General features: G+C 51.9%; 19 protein-coding genes and 1 pseudogene. 11 read left to right on the top strand and 9 right to left on the bottom strand.

The window, feature by feature from the left end; all coding sequences use genetic code 11:
- Positions 1-11: 11 nt before the first annotated feature.
- The 6 genes from ACX1CU_RS18185 to ACX1CU_RS18160 form a co-directional block, all read right to left on the bottom strand.
- On the bottom strand, positions 12-350 hold the full coding sequence (locus ACX1CU_RS18185) for a cytochrome o ubiquinol oxidase subunit IV (protein WP_459399642.1): 339 nt from the start codon (positions 348-350) through the stop codon (positions 12-14).
- Positions 347-964, bottom strand: coding sequence for a cytochrome o ubiquinol oxidase subunit III (locus ACX1CU_RS18180; RefSeq protein ID WP_459399641.1), 618 nt, complete (start codon positions 962-964; stop codon positions 347-349). The genes ACX1CU_RS18185 and ACX1CU_RS18180 overlap by 4 nt, the downstream gene beginning before the upstream one ends.
- Positions 954-2,945, bottom strand: a complete 1,992-nt coding sequence (cyoB, locus tag ACX1CU_RS18175) for a cytochrome o ubiquinol oxidase subunit I (RefSeq protein ID WP_459399640.1) — start codon at positions 2,943-2,945, stop codon at positions 954-956. Before cyoB ends, ACX1CU_RS18180 begins: the two co-directional genes overlap by 11 nt.
- A gap of 4 nt (positions 2,946-2,949) precedes the next feature.
- Positions 2,950-3,903, bottom strand: a complete 954-nt coding sequence (cyoA, locus tag ACX1CU_RS18170; RefSeq protein WP_459399639.1) for a cytochrome o ubiquinol oxidase subunit II — start codon at positions 3,901-3,903, stop codon at positions 2,950-2,952.
- A gap of 441 nt (positions 3,904-4,344) precedes the next feature.
- The gene (gene ampG / locus ACX1CU_RS18165) at positions 4,345-5,823 is read right to left on the bottom strand and encodes a muropeptide MFS transporter AmpG (protein WP_459399638.1); all 1,479 of its coding nucleotides are present in this window, start codon (positions 5,821-5,823) and stop codon (positions 4,345-4,347) included.
- A gap of 53 nt (positions 5,824-5,876) precedes the next feature.
- Positions 5,877-6,455: a lipoprotein gene (locus ACX1CU_RS18160; protein ID WP_459399637.1), complete on the bottom strand. Its 579-nt coding sequence runs from the start codon at positions 6,453-6,455 to the stop codon at positions 5,877-5,879.
- Between the two features lie 328 nt (positions 6,456-6,783).
- Between ACX1CU_RS18160 and bolA the strand changes: the two genes are divergently transcribed.
- The 9 genes from bolA to ACX1CU_RS18115 all read left to right on the top strand — a co-directional run bounded on the left by bolA (position 6,784) and on the right by ACX1CU_RS18115 (position 17,422).
- Complete coding sequence (gene bolA, locus ACX1CU_RS18155; protein WP_459399636.1) at positions 6,784-7,098, top strand: transcriptional regulator BolA; 315 nt, start codon at positions 6,784-6,786, stop codon at positions 7,096-7,098.
- 364 nt (positions 7,099-7,462) lie between these two features.
- Positions 7,463-8,767 (top strand): trigger factor, encoded by a 1,305-nt coding sequence (tig, locus tag ACX1CU_RS18150; RefSeq protein ID WP_459399635.1) that lies wholly within the window; start codon positions 7,463-7,465, stop codon positions 8,765-8,767.
- Positions 8,768-9,177: 410 nt separating this feature from the next.
- Entirely contained in the window at positions 9,178-9,801 is a 624-nt protein-coding gene (gene clpP / locus ACX1CU_RS18145) for an ATP-dependent Clp endopeptidase proteolytic subunit ClpP (RefSeq protein WP_021180167.1), read from the top strand.
- A gap of 150 nt (positions 9,802-9,951) precedes the next feature.
- Positions 9,952-11,223 (top strand): ATP-dependent protease ATP-binding subunit ClpX, encoded by a 1,272-nt coding sequence (clpX, locus tag ACX1CU_RS18140; RefSeq protein WP_459399634.1) that lies wholly within the window; start codon positions 9,952-9,954, stop codon positions 11,221-11,223.
- Between the two features lie 195 nt (positions 11,224-11,418).
- Positions 11,419-13,773, top strand: a complete 2,355-nt coding sequence (gene lon / locus ACX1CU_RS18135) for an endopeptidase La (RefSeq protein WP_459399633.1) — start codon at positions 11,419-11,421, stop codon at positions 13,771-13,773.
- A gap of 215 nt (positions 13,774-13,988) precedes the next feature.
- Entirely contained in the window at positions 13,989-14,261 is a 273-nt protein-coding gene (gene hupB / locus ACX1CU_RS18130) for a nucleoid-associated protein HU-beta (RefSeq protein WP_024913884.1), read from the top strand.
- 167 nt (positions 14,262-14,428) lie between these two features.
- Positions 14,429-16,312 (top strand): peptidylprolyl isomerase, encoded by a 1,884-nt coding sequence (ppiD, locus tag ACX1CU_RS18125; protein ID WP_459399632.1) that lies wholly within the window; start codon positions 14,429-14,431, stop codon positions 16,310-16,312.
- 138 nt (positions 16,313-16,450) lie between these two features.
- Entirely contained in the window at positions 16,451-16,840 is a 390-nt protein-coding gene (locus ACX1CU_RS18120; RefSeq protein WP_459399631.1) for a ComEA family DNA-binding protein, read from the top strand.
- Between the two features lie 168 nt (positions 16,841-17,008).
- Positions 17,009-17,422, top strand: a complete 414-nt coding sequence (locus ACX1CU_RS18115; RefSeq protein WP_459399630.1) for a YbgC/FadM family acyl-CoA thioesterase — start codon at positions 17,009-17,011, stop codon at positions 17,420-17,422.
- A gap of 151 nt (positions 17,423-17,573) precedes the next feature.
- On the opposite strand, the gene queC is transcribed toward ACX1CU_RS18115, so the two are convergent.
- Positions 17,574-18,272, bottom strand: a complete 699-nt coding sequence (gene queC / locus ACX1CU_RS18110; protein WP_459399629.1) for a 7-cyano-7-deazaguanine synthase QueC — start codon at positions 18,270-18,272, stop codon at positions 17,574-17,576.
- 150 nt (positions 18,273-18,422) lie between these two features.
- Positions 18,423-20,132, bottom strand: a complete 1,710-nt coding sequence (locus ACX1CU_RS18105) for an SgrR family transcriptional regulator (RefSeq protein WP_459399628.1) — start codon at positions 20,130-20,132, stop codon at positions 18,423-18,425.
- A 160-nt stretch (positions 20,133-20,292) separates the two neighbouring features.
- Here ACX1CU_RS18105 and cof point away from each other — a divergent pair.
- Positions 20,293-21,110: pseudogene (cof, locus tag ACX1CU_RS18100) on the top strand (HMP-PP phosphatase).
- A 54-nt stretch (positions 21,111-21,164) separates the two neighbouring features.
- Here the strand turns inward: cof and ACX1CU_RS18095 are convergent.
- Complete coding sequence (locus ACX1CU_RS18095; RefSeq protein ID WP_459399627.1) at positions 21,165-22,205, bottom strand: PLP-dependent cysteine synthase family protein; 1,041 nt, start codon at positions 22,203-22,205, stop codon at positions 21,165-21,167.
- 120 nt (positions 22,206-22,325) lie between these two features.
- On the opposite strand from ACX1CU_RS18095, the gene ACX1CU_RS18090 reads away from it, so the two are divergent.
- On the top strand, positions 22,326-22,787 hold the full coding sequence (locus tag ACX1CU_RS18090) for an Lrp/AsnC family transcriptional regulator (RefSeq protein WP_429617287.1): 462 nt from the start codon (positions 22,326-22,328) through the stop codon (positions 22,785-22,787).
- The last annotated feature ends 55 nt before the right edge of the window (positions 22,788-22,842 follow it).

The following is a 22,842-nucleotide window of genomic DNA, read 5'->3' as shown; positions in this document are numbered from 1 at the left end:
GCGTACGGCTCTTAATCGACCATCATATTGAGGTTGAGGTTGTACATAATCCAGAGTGAACCCACAACAACAATACCGATGATCATAATGGTGAACAGTAATGCCACCAGGTTCCAGCGCTCTTCCGATGAGGTGTTCATGTGGAGGAAGTAAACCAGGTGAACAATCACCTGGATAACTGCCATACCGACCACGACCGCCAGGATGGTGGAGTGAGAAGCAGTGCCACTCATTACCATCGCAAATGGAATTACCGTCAGGATGATCGACAAAATAAAGCCGGTCAGATATGACTTCACGCTGCCGTGGCTTGCGCCACCGTGAGAGGTTTCATGGGATGGATGGCTCATGGCATAACCCCCAGCAGGTAGACAACGGTAAATACGCAGATCCAGACCACGTCCAGGAAGTGCCAGAACAGGCTCAAGCACATCAGACGGGTTTTATTGGTTGAATTCAGGCCGCGTTTGCTGACTTGAATCATCAATACGATAAGCCAGACCAGACCAGCACTTACGTGCAGACCGTGGGTGCCGACCAGCGCAAAATAGCTGGACAGGAACGCACTGCGATCGGGACCAAAACCTTCAGCGATCAGGTGATGGAACTCATAGATTTCGATCGCTACGAAAGCGAGGCCGAACACGAAGGTCAGCATCAGCCATTTGTTGACGTTGCCAGCCAGGCCTTTGTTCATGCCGATCATCGCCATTCCGTAGGTGATGGAGCTGAACAGCAACAGGAAGGTTTCGACCAGGACCAACTTCAGATCGAAGATGTCCTTGCCTGAGGGACCGCCAGCGGTCCCGTTCACCAAGACTGCATAAGTTGCGAACAAGCTCGCAAACAAAATACAGTCGCTCATCAGGTAGATCCAGAATCCGAAGACTTTGGTCTCGCCTGCATCGTGGTGCCCATGTTCTACATGGGCTGCGTTATGCTTAGTCAGGATATCAGTTGACATGTTTCACGCCTGCTTTGCTGATTTGTTCATAGCGTTGATTTTCAATGCGTTCGATCTCATCAACCGGTACATAGTAATCAACATCTTCATCGAAGCTCTTGGCAATCCAGGTAACGATCATGCCGACAAAGCCGGCGATCGCCATCCACCAGATATCCCAGATCATCGCGAAACCAAATACCAGGCTGAAGCCAGCAATAATCACACCGGCACCGGTATTCCTCGGCATATGAATTGGCGCGTATTGCGCTGGCTTCTTGTACGCTTCACCTTTCTCTTTCATGTCCCAGAAAGCATCACGATCGTGAATCTCTGGTACAACAGCGAAGTTATAGAACGGAGGAGGGGAGGATGTTGACCACTCCAGCGTACGGGCACCCCATGGATCACCTGTCAGATCACGGTTTTTCTCGCGATCGCGCACACTGACCAGGATCTGAATCACCTGACACAGCACGCCACAGGCAATCAGCGCGGCACCACCGGCAGCAACCAGCAGCAGCGTGTGGAACTCTGGGTTGATATTCTGGCTGAGACGGCGGGTCATACCCATAAAGCCCAGGGCATACAGCGGCATGAAGGCAACGAAGAAGCCGATGATCCAGAACCAGAATGCACGGATACCCCATTTTTCATTCAGCGTAAAACCGAAGGCTTTCGGGAACCAGTAGGTCAGGCCAGCGAAGCAACCAAATACCACACCACCGATAATCACGTTATGGAAGTGGGCAATCAGGAACAGGCTGTTGTGCAGCACGAAGTTGGCCCCTGGTACTGCCAGCAGTACGCCGGTCATCCCACCGATGGAGAAGGTGATGATGAAGCCAACGGTCCACAGCATCGCAGAGTTGAACTGGATACGGCCCTGATACATGGTGAACAGCCAGTTGAAGATTTTCACCCCGGTTGGGATGGAAATGATCATGGTGGCGATACCAAAGAAGGCGTTAACGTTAGCGCCGGACCCCATGGTAAAGAAGTGGTGCAGCCAGACGATGAACGACAGAACGGTGATCGCGATGGTTGCCCATACCAGAGAGGTATAGCCAAACAGACGCTTCCTTGAGAAGGTCGCGGTCACTTCGGAGAACACACCGAACACTGGCAGAACCAGGATATACACCTCTGGGTGACCCCAGGCCCAAATCAGGTTGATGTACATCATCATGTTGCCGCCCATATCATTGGTAAAGAAATGGGTGCCCAGGTAGCGATCCAGGGTCAGCAACGCAATGGTGACGGTCAGAATTGGGAATGAAACAATGATCAGGATGTTGGTACACAGCGCTGCCCAGGTGAACACCGGCATCTTCATCAGAGGCATACCAGGGGCACGCATCTTCAGGATAGTAGCGAAGAAGTTCACGCCGGTCAGCAGGGTACCCAGACCGGATATCTGTAGACTCCAGATCCAGTAATCTACACCGACACCAGGGTTGTATTCCTTACCAGAAAGCGGCGGATATGCCAGCCAGCCAGTCTGGGCGAACTCACCTACCCCCAGAGAGACGTTGATCAGCACAACGCCCACCACGAAGAACCAGAAACTCAGGGAGTTCAGGAACGGGAAGGCAACGTCGCGAGCACCGATCTGCAACGGCACAGCAATGTTCATCAGGCCTACCACGAAAGGCATAGCCATGAAGAAGATCATGATTACGCCGTGAGCGGTAAAGATCTGGTCATAGTGGTGCGGCGGTAGGAATCCGGCCTCACCGGCAGACGCGAGAGCCTGTTGACCACGCATCATGATGGCATCGGCAAAACCACGTACCAGCATCACCATAGCGACGATGATGTACATGATACCGATTTTCTTATGGTCGACAGAGGTCAGCCATTCGCTCCACAGCCACTTCCATTTGCCGAAATACGTTATCAGCGCCAGCAGTGCCAGGCCTCCAACGAGAATTGCGGCAACGGTGACCATGACGATCGGTTCGTGAATCGGAACCGCATCAAGTGTTAATTTTCCCAACATCAGATTATTCCTCAGCTCCGGCGTGAGCATGTTCGCCCATGTCCATACCCTGGCTCATGTCCATGCCTTCATGCGCGGAAGTTTCTGCGCCTTTGTGCATGTGCATGTCACCCATGAATTTGCCAATAGTCTCTTTGAACAAATTCGGTCTGACACTGGAGAAGTACTCAACCGGGTTGTTTTCACTCGGCTCTGCCAGTTTGTTAAAATCGCTGGTGGCATTAAGGGTATTAGGCGATTGCTTCACCTTGGCCACCCACTGATCGAAGTCGCCTTCGGTTGGTGTGACAATTGCGGTGAACTTCATACCTGAGAACCCGTGGCCACTGTAGCTGCTGGAAATACCTTTGTATTCACCCGCTTCGTTGCCAATCAGGTGCAGTTTGGTCTGCATCCCGGCCATCGCATAAATCTGCCCACCTAACTGAGGAATAAAGAACGAGTTCATTACCGAGTTGGAGGTGACTTTAAATTCGACGGGAACATCTTTCGGGAACGCCAGTTCATTAACGGTCGCGATACCTTGCTCTGGATAGATGAACAGCCATTTCCAGTCTAACGACACCACTTCAATGGTCATTGGCTTTTTGTCAGTGACAATCGGCCTGAATGGGTCCAGTGCGTGGGTGGTTTTCCAGGTAATGGTGCCAAGGATGGCGATGATAATGATTGGAATGGTCCAGACGACCGCTTCAATCTTGTTGGAGTGTGACCAATTGGGTGTGTACTTGGCCTCTTTATTAGAGGCACGGAACTTCCAGGCAAAAGCGAACGCCATGAAGATCACTGGAACTACCACGATCAACATCAAGCCGATTGCAGTAAGGATCAGTGTCCGTTGTTCAACACCTATTGCTCCTTTGGGATTCATCAAAACCATATCACAACCACTGAGCATTACCGTGGCTGCAATTAATGACAGCATCCCAATACTTTTATTGTATTTCTTAAGTCTCATCTAACGACCCCAATTACAAAGGCACTATCGTCGTTTCATGTGTGCGGGCATTTTACGGGAAGGTTGCAGTACTGTAAACATGCTTAAGGGAGTGTCAGTGTCTTGTTGACCCTTTCTGTTAAGGGGGTCACACATGTAACGTCAGGTGACAATTTACTAATGGCAACAATGTGTTGGCGGGCTGAATCGTGCCGGGCAGGCGGTATCTCAAGGAAAACCAACGGTATGCTGGAGGATATTGGTTAATCCTCCGCTTTCAAATATGAGTGAAAAGTATATTTAATGTAAAATAATTGTATTTTAAAAGTGAATTTATTTTTATTTCCGAGTAAGGCACTCGGGTAAAAAATAATTTCCGCGGCAATATTATTTTTTCAACGAAATAAATTCATTTCTCTGATGCATTTTTGTCGGCCAGCATTTCGGCTGGCCGACAAAAAATCAGACTAACCGTGTGCGGCGTAGAGCCAGATAGTCCAGTGTGCTTCCCATCACAATACCCAACAGGCTGAGCAGGGCCCCCGTTTGCAGTATCTGGACGGCAAAATTTGGCCACTGTGTCCAATCAAGCGCGTTGGTGATCAGCAAGAGCAACCACAGAGCGAGCAGCGAACAACCCGTAGCTAGCAGGCGTCGTGCCCAACGATAGCTTTGTTGGAACTCGGTGCGTGGCATGAAATTGCCGGTCTGCTGGGTGTATTCCAACGTTTTGCGACAAATGGCCAACAGCATTAAGCCAGGCAGAGCCGCGACGATGGAGAACAGATAAAACAGCGGCCAGCCGTGAGCCTCGACAAACCAGCCAGCGATCGGGCCAACGTAAACACGCCCGACGGCTGAAAGCGCAGAGAGCAAGGCAAATTGGGTAGCGGAAAAAGATTTGTTACACAGGGTCATCAGCAGGGCGACAAACGCCGCAGTACCCATGCCGCCACACAGGTTTTCCAGGAAAATAGCGCTGCCCATGGTGATGATATTTTTATCGGTAACCGCCAATAGCCAGTAGCCGATATTGGAAACAGCCTGCAAAATACCGAACAGCATCAGAGCGCGGAACAGCGTCAGGCGCTGCATCAATACGCCGCCAAACAGTGCACCGACGATGGTAGCAAACAGCCCAAGCGTCTTGTTTACCAGCCCAACTTCGCCGGCATCAAACCCCACGCCACGGATCAGGAAAGTGGTGCTCAGGCTACCCGCAAAGGCATCACCTAATTTGTACATCACGATCAGCAGCAGGATCAGCCAAGCGTTATTGCGGGCGAAGAAATCTTGAAGCGGTTCTACGACAGCTTGTTCCATGGTGCGTGGTGCCGGAATGCTGTTATCCGGCTCTGGCGCCATCAGGGTTGCGGCGACGCCGATCAGCATCAATCCGGCCATCAGCCAATAAGTTGCCTGCCAACCGAGGTAACGATCGGCTAACCACAGAGCCAAACCGCCGGAAACCAGCATCGCCAAGCGGTAACCCAGTACCGAAACTGCCGCACCGGCACCGCGTTCTTCCGCCGACAGCAGATCCGTTTTATAGGCATCAAAAACAATATCCTGCGAGGCAGAGCAAAACGCCACCACCACCGCCAGCGCAGCCAGCCACCATAAATGTTGCGTTGGGTTCATAAACCCCATGGCGACAATCGCTACCACCAGCAGCAACTGGCTGATTAACAGCCAACCACGCCGCCGCCCGAGAAATGACGGGGTGTAGCGATCCATAAACGGTGACCACAGGAATTTGAAGACATAGGCCTGACCCACCAGCGAGAAGATCCCGATGGTTTTCAGATCGATATTTTCGACGGTCATCCAGGCTTGCAGCGTACCGGAAGTCAATGCCAGTGGCAGCCCTGAGGCAAAGCCCAGCACTAGCAGCATAATGGAGTTACGCTGAGTAAAAATATTCAGATACTGTTTAGACATGAGGTCCTTGTTTGCGCTGCCCGAAAAATCAGGCAGCACAAGGCATTAACGGATTAACGTGCGTTTTGCTTGATAAATTCGTTGACGCTGGTGTCTTGTGCCATATCGGCAATGACATCGCCCAGCACGGTGTTAACCGCATTGGTGATTTTTTCGTTCGTTGCGGTGAAGGCACCCTGTACGTTATAGGTCGAGCGGTAGTTTTTCACCTGTTTGCTGCCGTTCTTCGCCTGAGCGATGATGGATATATCCGCTTTGGTGGTGATGTTGTAACGTAGGTTGCCTTCAGAGACGTCAGCAAAAAGATTGTTCACGACGATCTGCAGATCTACCGCGCCAGCTGGGCCAATCATATAGCCGCGTGCGCCCATTTGTTTTTCCAGCACTTCCTGTAATAGGAAGCGCAGATCGCGTGAAGGCAGCAGGGTAATCAACTGGCCATCACGGTTCACTTTAGCCAGCGCCTGGTCTTGACGCTGATCGGCACCATTGATGCTGATAGTGATACCTTGCAGAGTCGGATCCTGTTGAGGAAGAACGATCTTTGGGGTCACGTTCAGCGTATTGGTGCTAGCGGCACAACCGGCAAGCATCAATGCAGCCAGCAGTGGAAGAAAAAGTTTTTTTAACATATGACTGTCTCATCAATCGTGGTTATTAGTTTATGGGCGCTTAGTAATCAAAGCGCTAGAGTCAACAACAAATTGCCGACATCATAGCATCGTCGCCAACGGGGGGAAGCGTTGAACGTGGCCGAGTGATAAATTTTTACCCGGCGTTGATAAAAACATGCTTTTTCGTCCAGCTCAATCAGATAAACTCCAAGCGCTACATTATGTTGGTATTTTTCTCAGCAAAGGGCAGGTAAATTTACGCCAGTGAAGAGTCTGGCGGGAGTAGAAGCGGCTAATATTGAACTGGATGGGCAGGTAAATAGTGCCAGTGTTGTAAGGAGAATCTATGATTCGCGAGCAGATAGAAACAAAATTAAGGGCTGCATTTGAGCCCGCGCATCTGGATGTGGTTAATGAAAGCCATAGCCATAATGTTCCGGCGGGTTCAGAGAGCCATTTCAAAGTTGTCATTGTCAGCGATCGTTTTGTCGGCGAGCGCTTTCTGACGCGCCATCGTTCTATTTATGCCGTGCTAGCGCAGGAGTTGGCGGGCGGCGTACATGCGCTGGCATTACATACTTATACCCTCAAAGAGTGGGAAGAGCTGCAGGATACGGTACTGGCTTCACCGCCTTGTCGTGGCGCAGGGACAGTGGCGTGATGGCTAAAATTTACGGTATCAGTGGAACTTTCCCCACGATTTAAGGTATTACTACTGACGAATTTTGCGACGGCCTGCGGGCCGTTGCTGTTTTTGATGACGACAAAGCCGATGTGGAATGCAGTTCCGATGGTCTTGGTTCGACGCTATTTTGGCGAAAAACCGGCAAAAGTGTGATTTTTAACGCACCAGTACCGCCTTGCCATCCTCGACTCGCTACGCATGCGCCGCTATAATGTCGCGTCTTATTTTTCCGGAATGGTTTCGGGCACTTCTGACATCAGGGAACTCGGTTCTGTAATGTAGCCGTCCTGGTTCTTGGAACGGAGTTGACCGAGCACTGTGATTTTTTTGAGGTAACAAGATGCAAGTTTCAGTAGAAACCACTCAAGGCCTTGGGCGCCGTCTCTCTATTACTGTACCCGCTGATGTTATCAAGCAAGCGGTGAAGAAAGAGCTGATCAACGCAGCGAAAAGCGTGCGTATCGACGGTTTCCGTAAAGGCAAAGTGCCGATGAACATCGTTGAACAGCGTTATGGTGCTTCAGTTCGTCAGGATGTGCTGGGCGAACTGATGCAGCGCAACTTTGTTGACGCCATCATCAAAGAAAAAATTAACCCGGCTGGTGCACCAAACTATGTACCGGGCGATTATAAAGAAGGCGAAGACTTCGCTTTCACGGTTGAGTTCGAAGTGTATCCAGAAGTAGAGCTGAAAGGCCTGGAAAACATCGAAGTTGAGAAGCCAGTGGTTGATGTTAACGATGCTGATGTTGACACCATGCTGGACACCCTGCGCAAGCAGCAGGCAACCTGGAAAGAGACCGATCGTGCAGTGGCTGCTGAAGATCGTGTGACCGTTGATTTCTCCGGTTCTATCGATGGCGAAGAGTTTGAAGGCGGTAAAGCGTCTGATTTCGTGCTGGCGATGGGTCAGGGGCGTATGATCCCAGGCTTTGAAGAGGGTCTGGTTGGGCACAAAGCGGGTGAAGAGTTCACCATTGACGTTAACTTCCCAGAAGATTACCACGCAGAAAACCTGAAAGGTAAAGCAGCCAAGTTTGCTATCGTGCTGAAGAAAGTTGAAGAGCGCGAACTGCCAGAACTGACTGAAGAATTCATCAAACGTTTCGGCGTGGCTGATGGTTCTATCGCAGGTCTGCGTGCTGAAGTGCGTAAAAACATGGAACGCGAACTGAAAGGCGCCGTACGTAACCGTATCAAGACTCAGGCTATTGACGGTCTGGTCAGCGCTAACGAAATCGACGTACCTGCTGCACTGATTGACGGCGAAATCGACGTTCTGCGTCGTCAGGCTGCACAGCGTTTCGGCGGTAACGAGAAGCAAGCGCTGGAACTGCCACGTGAACTGTTCGAAGAGCAGGCTAAGCGTCGCGTTGTTGTCGGCCTGCTGCTGGGCGAAGTGATCAGCACCAACGAGCTGAAAGCTGATGAAGATCGCGTGAAAGCCCTGATCGAAGAAATGGCCTCTGCTTACGAAGATCCAAGTGAAGTTATCGAGTTCTACAGCAAAAACAAAGAGCTGATGAACAACATGCGTAACGTGGCTCTGGAAGAACAAGCGGTTGAAGCCCTGCTGGCAAAAGCGAAAGTGTCTGAAAAAGCCACCACTTTCAGCGAACTGATGAACCAGCCTCAACAGGCGTAATGCCGGTTGAACGTAGGGGCGCAACCTGTTGTGCCTATGGTGCTAGCGTGTTGGCACCCTACGTTGTGAAAAGCCCGTAACTCCGGTTACGGGCTTTTCTTTTGCCACATGACTGATTAATCTCAAGTTCACTGTGGCAATATGCACTATATTTATTTTGTTATAGGTTGCAGATGGTAGCGGAAAGCTTGTCATCGTAGCCTTGCCACACAGGGATGCCGGTGAAAATAGTTCACTGGGCTTGAAATTCTGTCTGTGGCCCCAACTTCTACAACAGCATGGGCTGTTTTGATGATCACGCCGTCAGGTTAGCGTGGAGCCTGTCGTCAGCTTGAACGTAGTCACGGTGAGCGTTCTCAAGTAGAATCGACAGACAATGGCGCCAAGGCAATTTCTATTAGGAGACGGTAATGTCATACAGTGGCGAACGAGATCAATTTGCACCTAACATGGCTCTGGTGCCAATGGTGGTAGAGCAGACTTCACGCGGGGAGCGTTCTTACGATATTTATTCCCGCCTGCTGAAAGAGCGTATTATCTTCCTGACCGGTCAGGTAGAAGACCATATGGCTAATCTGATCGTGGCGCAGATGTTGTTCCTCGAAGCAGAAAGCCCGGAAAAAGACATTTTCCTGTATATCAACTCACCGGGTGGCGTGATTACTGCTGGCATGTCAATTTATGACACCATGCAGTTTATCAAACCGGACGTTAGCACAATCTGTATGGGCCAGGCGTGTTCAATGGGTTCGTTCCTGTTGACCGCAGGTACCAAAGGCAAGCGTTTCTGCCTGCCGAATTCACGCGTGATGATTCACCAGCCGCTGGGCGGTTATCAGGGGCAGGCGACGGATATCGAAATCCATGCGCGCGAAATCCTCAAGGTGAAAGCTCGCATGAATGAGCTGATGGCGCAGCATACCGGCCAATCGCTGGAGCAGATTGAACGCGATACCGAGCGCGATCGCTTTATGACCGCAGAAGAATCGGTAGAATACGGTCTGGTAGACAGTATTCTGACGCACCGCAGCTAGGGCGAAATATAAGTGCGAGCTGATAGACTATAGTATTCAGAGTGAGCTACGCTCGCTCTGAACAGTGTTATCGGCGTTCCCGGTATAAAGTTTGGGTGCACTGCCGCCGTAAATTCCTGCGGGACAAAGACAAAATAAGAGGTTTTACTCATGACAGATAAGCGCAAAGACGGTTCAGGAAAGTTGCTGTACTGCTCTTTCTGCGGCAAAAGCCAGCATGAAGTGCGTAAGCTGATTGCCGGGCCGTCAGTGTATATCTGCGATGAATGTGTTGATCTGTGTAACGACATTATTCGCGAAGAGATTAAAGAAGTTGCCCCGCATCGCGAGCGCAACTCATTGCCAACGCCGCACGAAATCCGCCATCATCTGGACGATTATGTCATTGGTCAGGAACAGGCGAAGAAAGTCTTGGCGGTGGCGGTGTACAACCACTATAAGCGCTTGCGCAATGGTGATAGCAGTAACGGCATCGAATTAGGCAAAAGTAATATTCTGCTGATTGGCCCGACCGGTAGCGGTAAAACCCTGCTGGCAGAAACCCTGGCGCGCCTTCTGGATGTGCCTTTCACCATGGCCGATGCCACCACGCTGACCGAAGCCGGTTATGTGGGTGAGGACGTGGAGAATATTATCCAGAAACTGTTGCAGAAATGTGACTATGACGTGCAGAAAGCCCAGCGTGGTATTGTCTACATTGATGAAATCGATAAGATTTCCCGCAAGTCAGACAACCCTTCCATCACTCGCGACGTATCGGGTGAAGGTGTGCAGCAGGCATTGCTGAAACTGATTGAAGGTACCATTGCTGCTGTGCCGCCGCAGGGTGGGCGTAAGCATCCGCAGCAGGAATTCCTGCAGGTTGATACCTCCAAGATCCTGTTTATCTGTGGTGGTGCTTTTGCCGGCCTGGATAAAGTGATCGGCCAGCGGGTGAATACCGGTACCGGTATTGGCTTTGGTGCCACCGTTAAGGGTGAAGCTGAAAAAGCCACCGAAGGCGAATTGTTGTTGCAAGCTGAACCGGAAGATTTGATTAAATTTGGTTTGATTCCTGAGTTTATCGGCCGTCTGCCAGTGGTCGCAACGCTGAGCGAACTGAGCGAAGAGGCGCTGATCCAAATCCTGAAAGAGCCGAAAAATGCCCTGACGAAACAGTATCAGGCGTTGTTCAATCTGGAAGGTGTGGAACTGGAATTCCGCGATGAAGCGCTGAACGCCATTGCCAAGAAAGCGATGACGCGTAAAACCGGGGCTCGTGGCCTGCGTTCGATAGTTGAAGGCGCACTGCTGGATACCATGTATGACCTGCCTTCGTTGGAGAGCGTGGACAAAGTGGTGATCGACGAGTCGGTGATCTCCGGCAATTCCAAGCCGCTGCTGATTTACGGTAAACCGGAAGCACAGGCATCTGGCGAATAATTAGCCAGTTAAACCAGAAAGTTATTAGCAAAATGGGGGATTTTATCCCCCATTTCTTTTTCCATACATTCTTGCCGTTGAATGTAAGAGATTCATCCCCATATACTCATAATCCAGATTTTGTGAAACGTTTGATGCTGGCGTCTCATGAGATTCCCCCTCAACCTGGCGGAAATTAAACTAAGAGAGAGCTCTATGAACCCTGAGCGTTCCGAACGCATTGAAATCCCCGTTCTGCCATTGCGCGACGTGGTGGTTTATCCGCACATGGTGATCCCGTTATTTGTTGGCCGGGAAAAATCGATTCGGTGCCTCGAAGCCGCAATGGATCACGATAAAAAGATCATGCTGGTGGCACAGAAAGAGGCCTCAACGGATGAACCTGGCATTAACGATTTATTCTCTGTCGGTACCGTAGCGTCGATTTTGCAGATGCTGAAGCTGCCGGACGGCACGGTGAAAGTGCTGGTCGAAGGCTTGCAGCGTGCGCGCATCACTACGCTTTCTGACAGCGGTGAGCACTTTGCCGCCAAGGCCGAATACCTTGAATCACCGGCTATCGATGAGCGTGAGCAAGAAGTTCTGGTGCGTACCGCAATCAATCAGTTTGAAGGCTACATCAAGCTGAATAAAAAAATTCCACCGGAGGTGCTGACGTCATTGAACAGCATCGACGATGCTGCACGCCTGGCGGATACCATTGCTGCGCATATGCCGCTGAAGCTCAGCGACAAGCAGTCGGTGTTGGAGATGTTCGACATTACCGAACGTCTTGAATACCTGATGGCGATGATGGAGTCGGAGATCGACCTGTTGCAGGTTGAGAAGCGCATCCGTAACCGCGTCAAGAAGCAGATGGAAAAAAGCCAGCGCGAGTACTATCTGAACGAGCAGATGAAGGCCATTCAGAAAGAATTGGGCGAAATGGATGATACGCCAGACGAGCACGAAGCGCTGAAGCGTAAGATCGAAGCGGCAAAAATGCCGAAAGAAGCGCGCGAGAAGACCGAAGCGGAACTGCAAAAGCTGAAAATGATGTCGCCAATGTCAGCAGAAGCCACCGTGGTGCGTGGTTACATCGATTGGATGTTGCAGGTACCGTGGAATGCGCGCAGCAAGGTGAAAAAAGACCTGGTCAAGGCGCAGGAAGTGCTCGATACCGATCACTACGGCCTGGAACGCGTCAAAGACCGTATCCTTGAGTACCTCGCAGTACAGAGTCGCGTCAGCAAAATCAAAGGCCCGATTCTGTGCCTGGTTGGGCCTCCGGGCGTGGGTAAAACCTCGCTAGGGCAGTCGATCGCCCGTGCCACCGGCCGCCAATACGTGCGTATGGCGTTGGGCGGCGTGCGTGACGAAGCGGAAATCCGCGGTCACCGTCGGACTTACATTGGCTCCATGCCGGGTAAGCTGATCCAGAAAATGGCCAAGGTTGGGGTGAAAAACCCGCTGTTCCTGCTGGACGAAATCGACAAGATGTCATCCGACATGCGTGGCGATCCGGCTTCTGCACTGCTGGAAGTGCTTGATCCAGAACAGAACGTAGCGTTTAACGATCACTATCTGGAAGTGGATTACGATCTGTCTGACGTGATGTTCGTTGCGACTTCGAACTCGATGAACATTCCGGCACCGCTGCTGGACCGTATGGAAGTGATCCGTCTTTCTGGTTATACCGAAGACGAAAAGCTGAACATTGCCAAACAGCACCTGTTGCCGAAGCAGCTTGAGCGTAACGCGCTGAAGAAAGGCGAACTGACGGTTGATGATAGTGCCATTACCGGCATTATCCGTTATTACACCCGTGAGGCCGGGGTGCGTAGCCTGGAGCGTGAAATCTCCAAGCTGTGTCGTAAAGCGGTGAAATCACTGTTGATGGATAAAACGCTCAAGCACATTGAGATTAATGGCGATAATCTGAAAGATTACCTGGGCGTTCAGCGCGTCGACTACGGGCGTGCCGATACGGAAAACCGCGTTGGCCAGGTTACCGGTCTAGCATGGACGGAAGTGGGCGGCGATCTGCTGACCATTGAAACCGCCTGTGTGCCGGGCAAAGGCAAGCTGACCTACACCGGTTCTTTGGGCGAGGTGATGCAAGAGTCGATCCAGGCTGCATTGACCGTAGTGCGTGCGCGTGCCGAGAAACTGGGCATTAACGCGGATTTCTACGAAAAACGCGACATCCACGTGCACGTTCCGGAAGGGGCAACGCCGAAAGATGGCCCAAGTGCAGGTATTGCCATGTGTACCGCGCTGGTTTCCTGCCTGACCGGCAATCCGGTGCGTGCCGATGTGGCGATGACCGGTGAGATCACGCTGCGTGGTCAGGTATTGCCGATTGGCGGCCTGAAAGAGAAGCTGCTGGCGGCACACCGTGGCGGTATCAAAACTGTGCTGATTCCTTACGAGAATAAGCGCGATCTGGAAGAGATTCCGGATAACGTCATTGCTGACCTGGAGATTCATCCGGTGCAGAAAATTGATGAAGTTTTGAACATCGCATTGCAGAACCCGGCCTTCGGTGCACTGCCTGTCGCAGTAAAATAGTGATGGATCGCAAAAACCACTGAGAAAACTTATGCTGGCAAGCCATTTCGGACTTGCCAGTATTTTTTTGTGCCGCTAAGTTAGATCCCTGTCGTGCCACGTTTCGCCGCTGTTTGGTGGCTTGCCAAGGCTCGACAGGATTGATATAACAGCTGCGCTGTCGCAGCCGTAGGGATTTTCCGGTGCGACGTTTGAATTCTAGAGGGGATGATAGAGTGAATAAGTCACAACTGATCGACAAAATTGCCGCAGGCGCTGATATTTCTAAAGCGGCAGCTGGGCGTGCTTTAGATGCAATTATTGCATCCGTTACCGAATCCTTGAAAGAAGGGGATGATGTAGCTCTGGTTGGTTTCGGTTCTTTCACCGTGCGTGAGCGTTCGGCTCGTACCGGCCGTAACCCGCAAACCGGTAAAGAAATCAAAATTGCGGCAGCCAAAGTTCCGGCATTCCGTGCAGGGAAAGCGTTGAAAGACGCCGTAAACTGATTACAGCGTCAAAACGAATAGCAACACATAAACAATCACCTGACGCAGCGGTGCTGGTGAGGTAAGATACAAGGCGCATCAGATTGATGCGCTTTTTTATTTTTGTCGCAGGGAACGCGCCTGCACAAGGGTTTTTAATCCATATCACAGCGGAGTGTTGTCACACTATGATGGACAATTTACGCGCGGCTGCTAACAACATCGTGCTAAAAATCATCCTGGGCCTGATCATTTTGTCATTTGTTCTGACAGGGGTGGGCGGCTACCTGACCGGTGGTTCCGGCGATTATGCAGCGAAAGTCAATGGGCAGACGATCGAGCGTGCTCAACTGGAGCAGGCTTTCCAGAGTGAACGCAGTCGTATGCAGCAGCAATTGGGTGACCAGTTTTCCGCATTGGCGGGTAACGAAGGTTACATGCAGCAGATGCGCCAACAGGTGCTGTCACAGTTGATTGACAACATGCTGCTCGATCAGTATGCCAAAAAGTTAGGCCTGAACGTGAGTGACGAGCAGGTGAAGGACGCCATCCGCAAGGCGCCTTATTTCCAGACTGATGGCCAGTTCGATAATGCCAAATATCTCGATCTGATTAGCCGTATGGGGTACAGCGCCGACAACTATGCGCAATCCATGCGCCAGCAGCTGATTAACCAGCAGATGCTCCAGGGCTTTGGCAGTTCCGGCTTTGTGCTGCCTTCCGAGTCTCAAGCCATGTCAGCGCTGATGTTGCAAGAGCGTGATGTGCGTTTGGCGACGATCGACCTGAAAGCATTGCAGGCAAAGCAGACCGTCACAGACGATGAGCTGAAAGCGTATTACGAGCAGAACAAGAACAGCTTTATCGCGCCAGAGAAGGTGAAGGTGAGCTTTATCGCGCTGGATGCGACGGCGCTGCAAGATAAAGTTACCGTCAGCGAAGCGGATATCATTGCCTATTACGACCAGCATCAGAGCAATTACGGCCAGCCGGAGCGTAGAAATTACAGTGTGATCCAGCTGAAAACCGAAGCGGATGCCAAGGCGGTTCTGGATGAGCTGAAAAAAGGCGCTGACTTTGCCACGCTGGCAAAAGAGAAGTCTACCGACATTATCTCACGCCGTGACGGTGGGGTGCTGGGCTGGCTTGAGCCGGAAACTACCGCTGACGAACTGAAACAGGCCAATCTGACTGAGAAAGGCCAACTGTCTGGCGTAGTAAAATCTTCCGTGGGTTACCTGATTGTCCGTTTGAACGACATCAAACCAGCAGTAGTGAAACCATTAAGTGAAGTGCATGATGCCATCACCAAGCAGGTGAAGCAGGAAAAAGCGGTTGATGCCTACTATGCATTGCAGCAGAAGGTGAGTGAAGCCGCGACCAGCGATAACGAGTCTCTGGCCTCTGCGGAAGAAGCCGCCGGTGCCAAGGCTGTGCAAACCGACTGGTTTACCCGTGACAATATCCCTGCAGCGCTGAATTTCAAACCGGTTGTACAGTCAATTTTCGACGGCTCATTGATCGGTGAGAATGGCGCTCCTGGCAGTAACTCAGATGTGATCACCGTAGACGGTGACCGTGCATTTGTTGTCCGCGTCACTGGCCACCAGCCAGAAGGCATTGAGCCGTTCGACAAGGTGAAAGATCGCGTTATTGAGATGGTGAAGCGCAATAAGGCGTTGCAGGAAGCGAAACTGCAAGGCGAGAAGTTGTTGGTTGAACTGAAGCAGGGTAAAGGTGATGACGCGATGAAAGCGGCTGGCCTGAGCTTTGGCAGCGTGCAGAAAATGACGCGCAATTCAGAAGAGCGCCAACTGGTGGAAACCATATTCTCATTGCCTCATCCGCAGGATGGCAAATCAGTTTATGGCATGTCGCAGGATCGCCAGGACAACGTAGTGCTGATCGCGTTGGATACGGTGCGGCCTGGAACTTTACCGGCAGATGAAATGAAGACCTTCGTCAGCAAAATGGAAGAGAGCGCGGTGGGTATTGCCCTCGATTCACTGCTGTCTAATCTGCGTAAAGAAGCCAAAATCACCATGGGTGCGGCAGAGCAACAACCTCAATAAGCGCCGCATTTCTCTGCAACAAAATGTAATTCACAAAGGCCGCTTTCGCGGCCTTTTCCACATTTAACATCTGCCATTTGCTGAATATTTGCCGCTGCGGCAAGGTAGCCTCGCTGTTAAACATAAGGAGGATACAGCATGCAACTCAGCGAAAATAAAGCGATTATCCGTTTTTCTCATTCCGTAAAGTTCCTATTGGCGGCGGCGTTGTTCAGCCTGATGGGGGCATCGGCAATCGCCGCAGAGAAAACGCCACCAGAGCCGCAACCGGTGGTTCAGAGTCCGCCCAAAGTAGAGCGGCAGGCTGTCGTTGAAACGCCCTCCGAAGGCGAGGCAACGGTCAATATCAATGAAGCGGATGCCGAAGAACTTGCCAGCATATTGAATGGTGTTGGGATGAAAAAAGCAGAGGCTATCGTGCGGTACCGTGAACAGAACGGGCCCTTTACTCAGGTTGAACAACTACAGGAGGTACCAGGAATCGGGCCGACGTTAATAGAAAGGAATCGTGCTCGGCTGAAAATGTGATCCCGGTCGCGGCTGCGTGGCAAAGTGTGCAGGCAGCCGCTTTCCTCTGCTACATTCTACAGGTCGTACCAGTTTCATCGCCGATGAAGAGGATAAATTCGAACTGGCTAGGGCGCGATGCGCCCGTTTTCACCCATGATCACCAGAGGCAGGAGCGATCGTTTCACTATGCACACCTATATTAAAGTTCGTGGTTACCATCTTGATTTTTATCAGCATGTTAACAATGCCCGCTATCTGGAGTTCCTGGAGGAAGCGCGTTGGGAATGGTTGGAGAATCTGGATGCGTTTCACTGGATGACGCAAAATAATATCGCGTTCATCGTGGTGAACATCAATATCAATTACCGCAAACCGGCGGTGCTGGGTGACAAGCTGCGCATCGATAGCCAAATGCAGCAACTGAACGGCAAGAGCGGAGTATTGAGCCAGCAGGTGACGTTGGAGCCTGAAGGGACACCGGTAGCAGATGCAACACTGACGTTTGTCTGTGTCGATCTGAAAACCCAAAAAGCATTGCCGATCGAAGGGGAATTGCGCGAACATTTGATGGCGTTGCAGCAGAAAGATATGCAGGCCTGATATACCCGTTGTCTTTCAAGCTGCAGCGTTGTTGGCTGCACGTAGTCACCCCTTGAGTAAGCTCCTGGGGATTTCTACGCTTGCCGCCTAGCTGCAACTCGAAATCCATAGGGTATAGACTGTATTACGCAAATGGTGACGAGCAGCGCTTTTAAACCAGCCCAGTTTTCTGTTTCAAACTAGCCATCACCGTGGTTTTATCCTGAAGATATTGATGCAAGCCGTTAGCTCGCAGATGGCAAGCCGCACACTCACCGCAACCGTCACCTTGCACGCCGTTGTAGCAGGTGAGGGTATCCCGGCGGACAAGTTCCAACTGTTGGTAATAATCGGCCAGTGCCCAGGTTTCGGCCTTGTTGAGCCACATCAGCGGCGTTTCAAAGCGGATATCGCGTGCGATGCCCAATACGACAGCATTATTCAGCGCTTTAACGAACTCGTCACGGCAGTCTGGATAACCGGAGAAATCAGTCTCACACACCCCGGTTATCACGGCTTCAGCTTCCACCTGATAGGCATAAATTGCCGCCAGCGTCAGGAACAAGATGTTACGCCCTGGCACAAAGGTGCTGGGTAGCGCGTCTTTCTGCGTACTGTCGAAGGCGGGAACCGGAATGCTATCGCGAGTCAGGCTGCTGATCGCCAGCTCATTGAGTAATCCCACATCCAGCACTTTGTGTGCTTTAGCACCCAATCGTTGGGCCAAGTTCTTGGCAATATCGATTTCAGCACGATGACGCTGGCCGTAATCGAATGTGATGCAGTGAACTTCATCATACTGTTGCAATGCCTGAATTAAGCAGGTCGTGGAGTCTTGTCCACCGCTGAAAACGACGACTGCGCGTTTCATAGAATCAACCTTTTGTCGAGGAGCCATTCCCGATGCACATTCGGGCGGCTGGTTTATCCCCTCCATGAGCAGTTGGCATCACAGAGGAGGGAATTACACATGCGGTGGTGATGGTAGCAGATCGGGCGCGGCTACCCTAGAGCGAAGCTATCACCGGTTATCCGCCAACGGTGGTGGCAACCAGGCCTGGCAAAAGTCGAACCAGCCGTGAGCGGTGAGGGTTACCCCTTGGATACGAGGTGGTGCGCTGACCTGATATTGATAATGAAACAGCGGCGTCAGTATTGCTGCCTTCATCAACTGCTGGTAATAGGTTTTCAACAGGTCGTAGCGCTGTTGCTGATCCGGAAACTGCTGAATATGGCGCAAAACCTGCTGTTGGTGCTGCCAGTTCTCCTCGGTCAGAATACCTTGCCAGAGCACATCACGGCGTAACCAGCTTTCCAGCGTGGCTTCCGGTGCTTCACCAATCAGGTTATCTGCCAGCAACAGATCGGCTTGTGCCAGTTGTTCGGTGCTTTGCCAGCGTTTATCGGGGCAATAATGTATCTCTAACTCACAACCTTGTTCCGACAGCAACTGTTGCAAAGCCTGTGTCAGCGTTTCAAGCTCGACCGGGGGGCGATAGAGCAAAGTTAACCTAGCGGGCAGCGTGACCTTCTCTACTTGATGTGCGGGGATCGCCCATCCAGGCAGCATTTCACGGCTTGGGGTGATCACGCTGTTGGGAATTGGCAGATTGGCCAGTAACCCCGAGCGCTGGATCAGCATTAACAGCTTTTGCCCTTGGGCTTCGCTGAGCCCCCCTCGTCGCTGGTTGATCGCCAAGTAGCACCAACCCAGGCTCATGCTGCGTTGTACCGGCCGCGCCTGCGCCAACTCCTCCTGTTGGCCGATGGTGATCCGCACCGGATGCTGGCAACTGGTGTCATTACCGTTGGTGAGCAAGTCTGGCGTGATCCAATACTCAATGCTTTCCAGATAAGGGTGTTGCAGATGGTAGTAAGGGTGCTGTTCCAGCCGCACCATTTGCGGATCATTCAAGGCCAGCTTGAACGGTCCGGCGCCGATCATTGGGTATTCTGGATGAGTAATCAGGCAGGGTAATTCTGCCAGTCGGTGTGCTAACCAGTAATCCGGCGTATGCAGATCGAATTGAATACACAGCGCATGTGGCAAGCTGATGGCTTCTACGCTGCTCAATAACGGTTGGCTACGGGGATGCTGATGCAGCTTGCTTAGCGCTTGCAGCAATTGTTGGCCGGTCAGTGGTTCCCCGTTATGCCAGCGCAACTGGCTGCGCAGGAAGAACTGCCAGTGCAAGCCGTCCTCACTGATCTGCCAATGATGCGCCAGATCTGGCTGCGGCTGCGGGCTACCGGTATTGAAGCGGGTCAAACCCGCATATAGGGTAGCGACCAGATGTTGCTCAGCCCGGCCGCTTAACGTGAGTGGATCGAGTTTTTCCAACGTGCGGTAATAGGGGATACGCAGCGTAGGGCTGCCCTCCTGCCATTGGCCACCCAGATGCGGGCTCAACAGTTCCTGCAAGTGCTGAGGGGCAAGCTGCGCCATCTCCAGAGCACCCTGATGATCGCCGATCTGCAACAGGCGCTGCAAATGGGTGGCACGCAATTCATCCGGCGTTTTCAGGCATTGCAGTTGCGCACGTTTACCGCGCCCGGCTTGAGAGCGCCAACTCAACCAGCCCTGTTCTTGCAGCTGTTGTACCAGCGTGCGCGCATGACGTTCGCTGCAATAAAACATCGCCGCCAGTTCTGCGACGGTGATGCTCACCGGTGCGCTACCCAGATGTTGGTACAGGCGTTGATACTGGCTGAGGCGATGAACCAGGCGCATAGCAATATCCTTTATCTTTCAAGCCGCAACTTGATTATAAATCCGGAAGTATTTTCCTGAATTGTTCACTATTACTTCCGCAAATACCATCTCATACTGTAGCGATTGTTATTGTGTTCACCGTTAATCTTCTGTCGGTGACAGTCCTTGAGAGGTTTTTATGTATCGTCTGGCTGCCTTCGATATGGATGGCACTCTGTTGACGCCCGATCATCGTGTTGGGCCGGAAACGCTGGCCGCGTTGAATCAGCTAATCGACCGAAACATAGTGGTGACGTTTGCCACCGGGCGGCATTACCTTGATGCGCAACCGATCATGGCGCAGCTTGGTTTACAAGGGTATCTCATTACCGGCAACGGCACGCGCGTCTATGACAAACAGGGCAGCAACTGCATGCTACGGATTTGCCTGCCGACGTTGCCGAAGAGGTTTTGCAGACCCACTGGCAGACCCCCGCCAGCATGCATGTATTCCGTGATGAAGGCTGGCTGACCGATCGGGCGCTGCCGGAAATGTTGGCGGCTCATCATCTCAGCGGTTTTCATTTCCAACTGACCGACTTGCAGCGTTTACCTGCGTTAGGTAACAGCAAAGTCTGTTTCTGCGGCCCCCATGAAGCCTTAATCGAATTGCAGGCGCAATTGCATACCCATTTTGCGGGGCGTGTTGATTTGTGCTTCTCGGCTTACGAATGTCTTGAAGTGCTGCCGTTGGGCTGCAACAAAGGTAGCGCGCTGGAAAAACTAAGCGCGCATCTGGGACTGACTCTGGCAGACTGTATGGCGTTTGGCGATGCGATGAATGACAAAGAAATGTTGGCCAGCGTGGGTCACGGCGTGGTGATGGGTAACGCTTTGCCACAGTTGAAAGCGCTGCTTCCTGACCTTCCGGTTATCGGCCACTGCGAAAAACAGGCAGTGGCTCACTATTTGCAACATTGGCTGCGTTCACCACGCTCCCCCTATACCCCCGTATAAAGGAGCCTTTTACAGCCAGCCGGGTAGACTACCCGGCTTTTTTATTCTCTTCGCTTAAAGGTTGGCCAGTTGCGTTAAATAAGGCGTCAGGTCGCCGATATTATTGCTGACCCACTCGGGATTATAGTAAGTATCCAGATAGCGTTCCCCGCTGTCGCACAGCAGAGTGACGATCGCCCCTTGTTCGCCTTTTTCGCGCATTTGCTTTGCCAGTTGCAGTGCGCCCCAAACGTTGGTTCCGGTGGAGGCACCGGCTTTGCGACCCAATACTTTTTCCAGCCAATGAATGGTGGCCACGCTGGCAGCATCCGGCACGCGCAACATGCTGTCGATCACCGAAGGGATGAACGAGGGCTCGGCGCGTGGGCGGCCAATGCCTTCAATACGGCTGCCACAGCTGCCGATGATGGTGCGATCGCCGTGATGGAAACAGTCGTAGAACACCGAGTTTTCCGGATCGACCACGGTAAGTTGCGTATCGTGCCCTTGGTAACGAATATAGCGCCCCAGCGTGGCGGAGGTGCCGCCGGTACCGGCACTCATCACGATATGTTTGGGGATGGGGTAGGGTTCACGCGCCATCTGGCGGAAAATGCTGTCGGCAATATTGTTGTTACCACGCCAGTCGGTGGCACGCTCGGCGAAGGTGAACTGATCCATATAATGGCCGTTCAACTCTTTTGCCAACTCCTCTGAAACAGCATAAATCTGCGCTGCATGATCGACGAAATGGCTGCGTCCACCGTAGAACGCAATCTGCTCCACTTTACGGCGGGCGGTACAGGAAGGCATCACGGCGATGAACGGTAGGCCGATCAGCCGGGCGAAGTAGGCTTCCGACACTGCGGTACTGCCGGAAGAGGCTTCAATAATAGGGGTATTTTTGCTGATCCAGCCGTTACACAGGCCGTAAAGGAACAACGAACGTGCCAAACGGTGTTTCAGGCTGCCGGTGGGATGGGTACTTTCATCTTTCAGATACAGGTAGATGCCGGGAAACTCCGGCAGGTTCAGGCGTATCAAGTGCGTGTCGGCGGAGCGCTGAAAATCCGCTTCTATTTCACCGATAGCATATTTTACCCAAGAATTTGTCATGATCAGGTCTCAGAATAGGGGGCTTATTGATGGGTAGCATAGCGTTTCACTGAGAAAAAAGGATTGCCATTTTTACTGTTTAATCGCCTAATGGGAGAAAAATTTTCTCCGGATTGGGCTATGTTGGACAAAACAGACCGCAAACTGCTGTGTATGCTGCAACAAGACTGTACGCAATCGCTACAGGTTTTGGCCGAAGCGGTGAACCTGACCTCAACCCCGTGCTGGAAACGGCTGAAAAGGCTGGAGGATGAGGGCTATATTCGCGCACGCGTTGCGCTGCTGGATAATGAAAAACTCGGGCTTGGGCTGACGGCGTTTGTCCTGATTAAAACCCAGCAGCACAGCAGCGAGTGGTATCAGAAGTTTGTTGCGCTGACGGCGCAGATGCCGGAGGTGCTGGCGTTTTACCGTATGGCGGGGGAATACGATTACCTGATGCAGGTCGAAGTGGCAGACATGAAAAGCTATGACAACTTTTACAAGCGCCTGGTGACCGGCGTGCCGGGGTTAATTGATGTGACTTCCAGCTTCGCGATGGAAAAAATCAAATACACCACCGCACTGCCGGTGCCGGAGTGAAAAGTTCACCAAGTAGCCGCTTTACCGGTGCTATTCTATGCCTCTAAGGCAAAGA

Source organism: Serratia sp. D1N4, assembly GCF_054552755.1.
The sequence above is the reverse complement of the archived record's forward strand: the minus strand, read 5'-3'. Positions and strand labels throughout refer to the sequence as shown.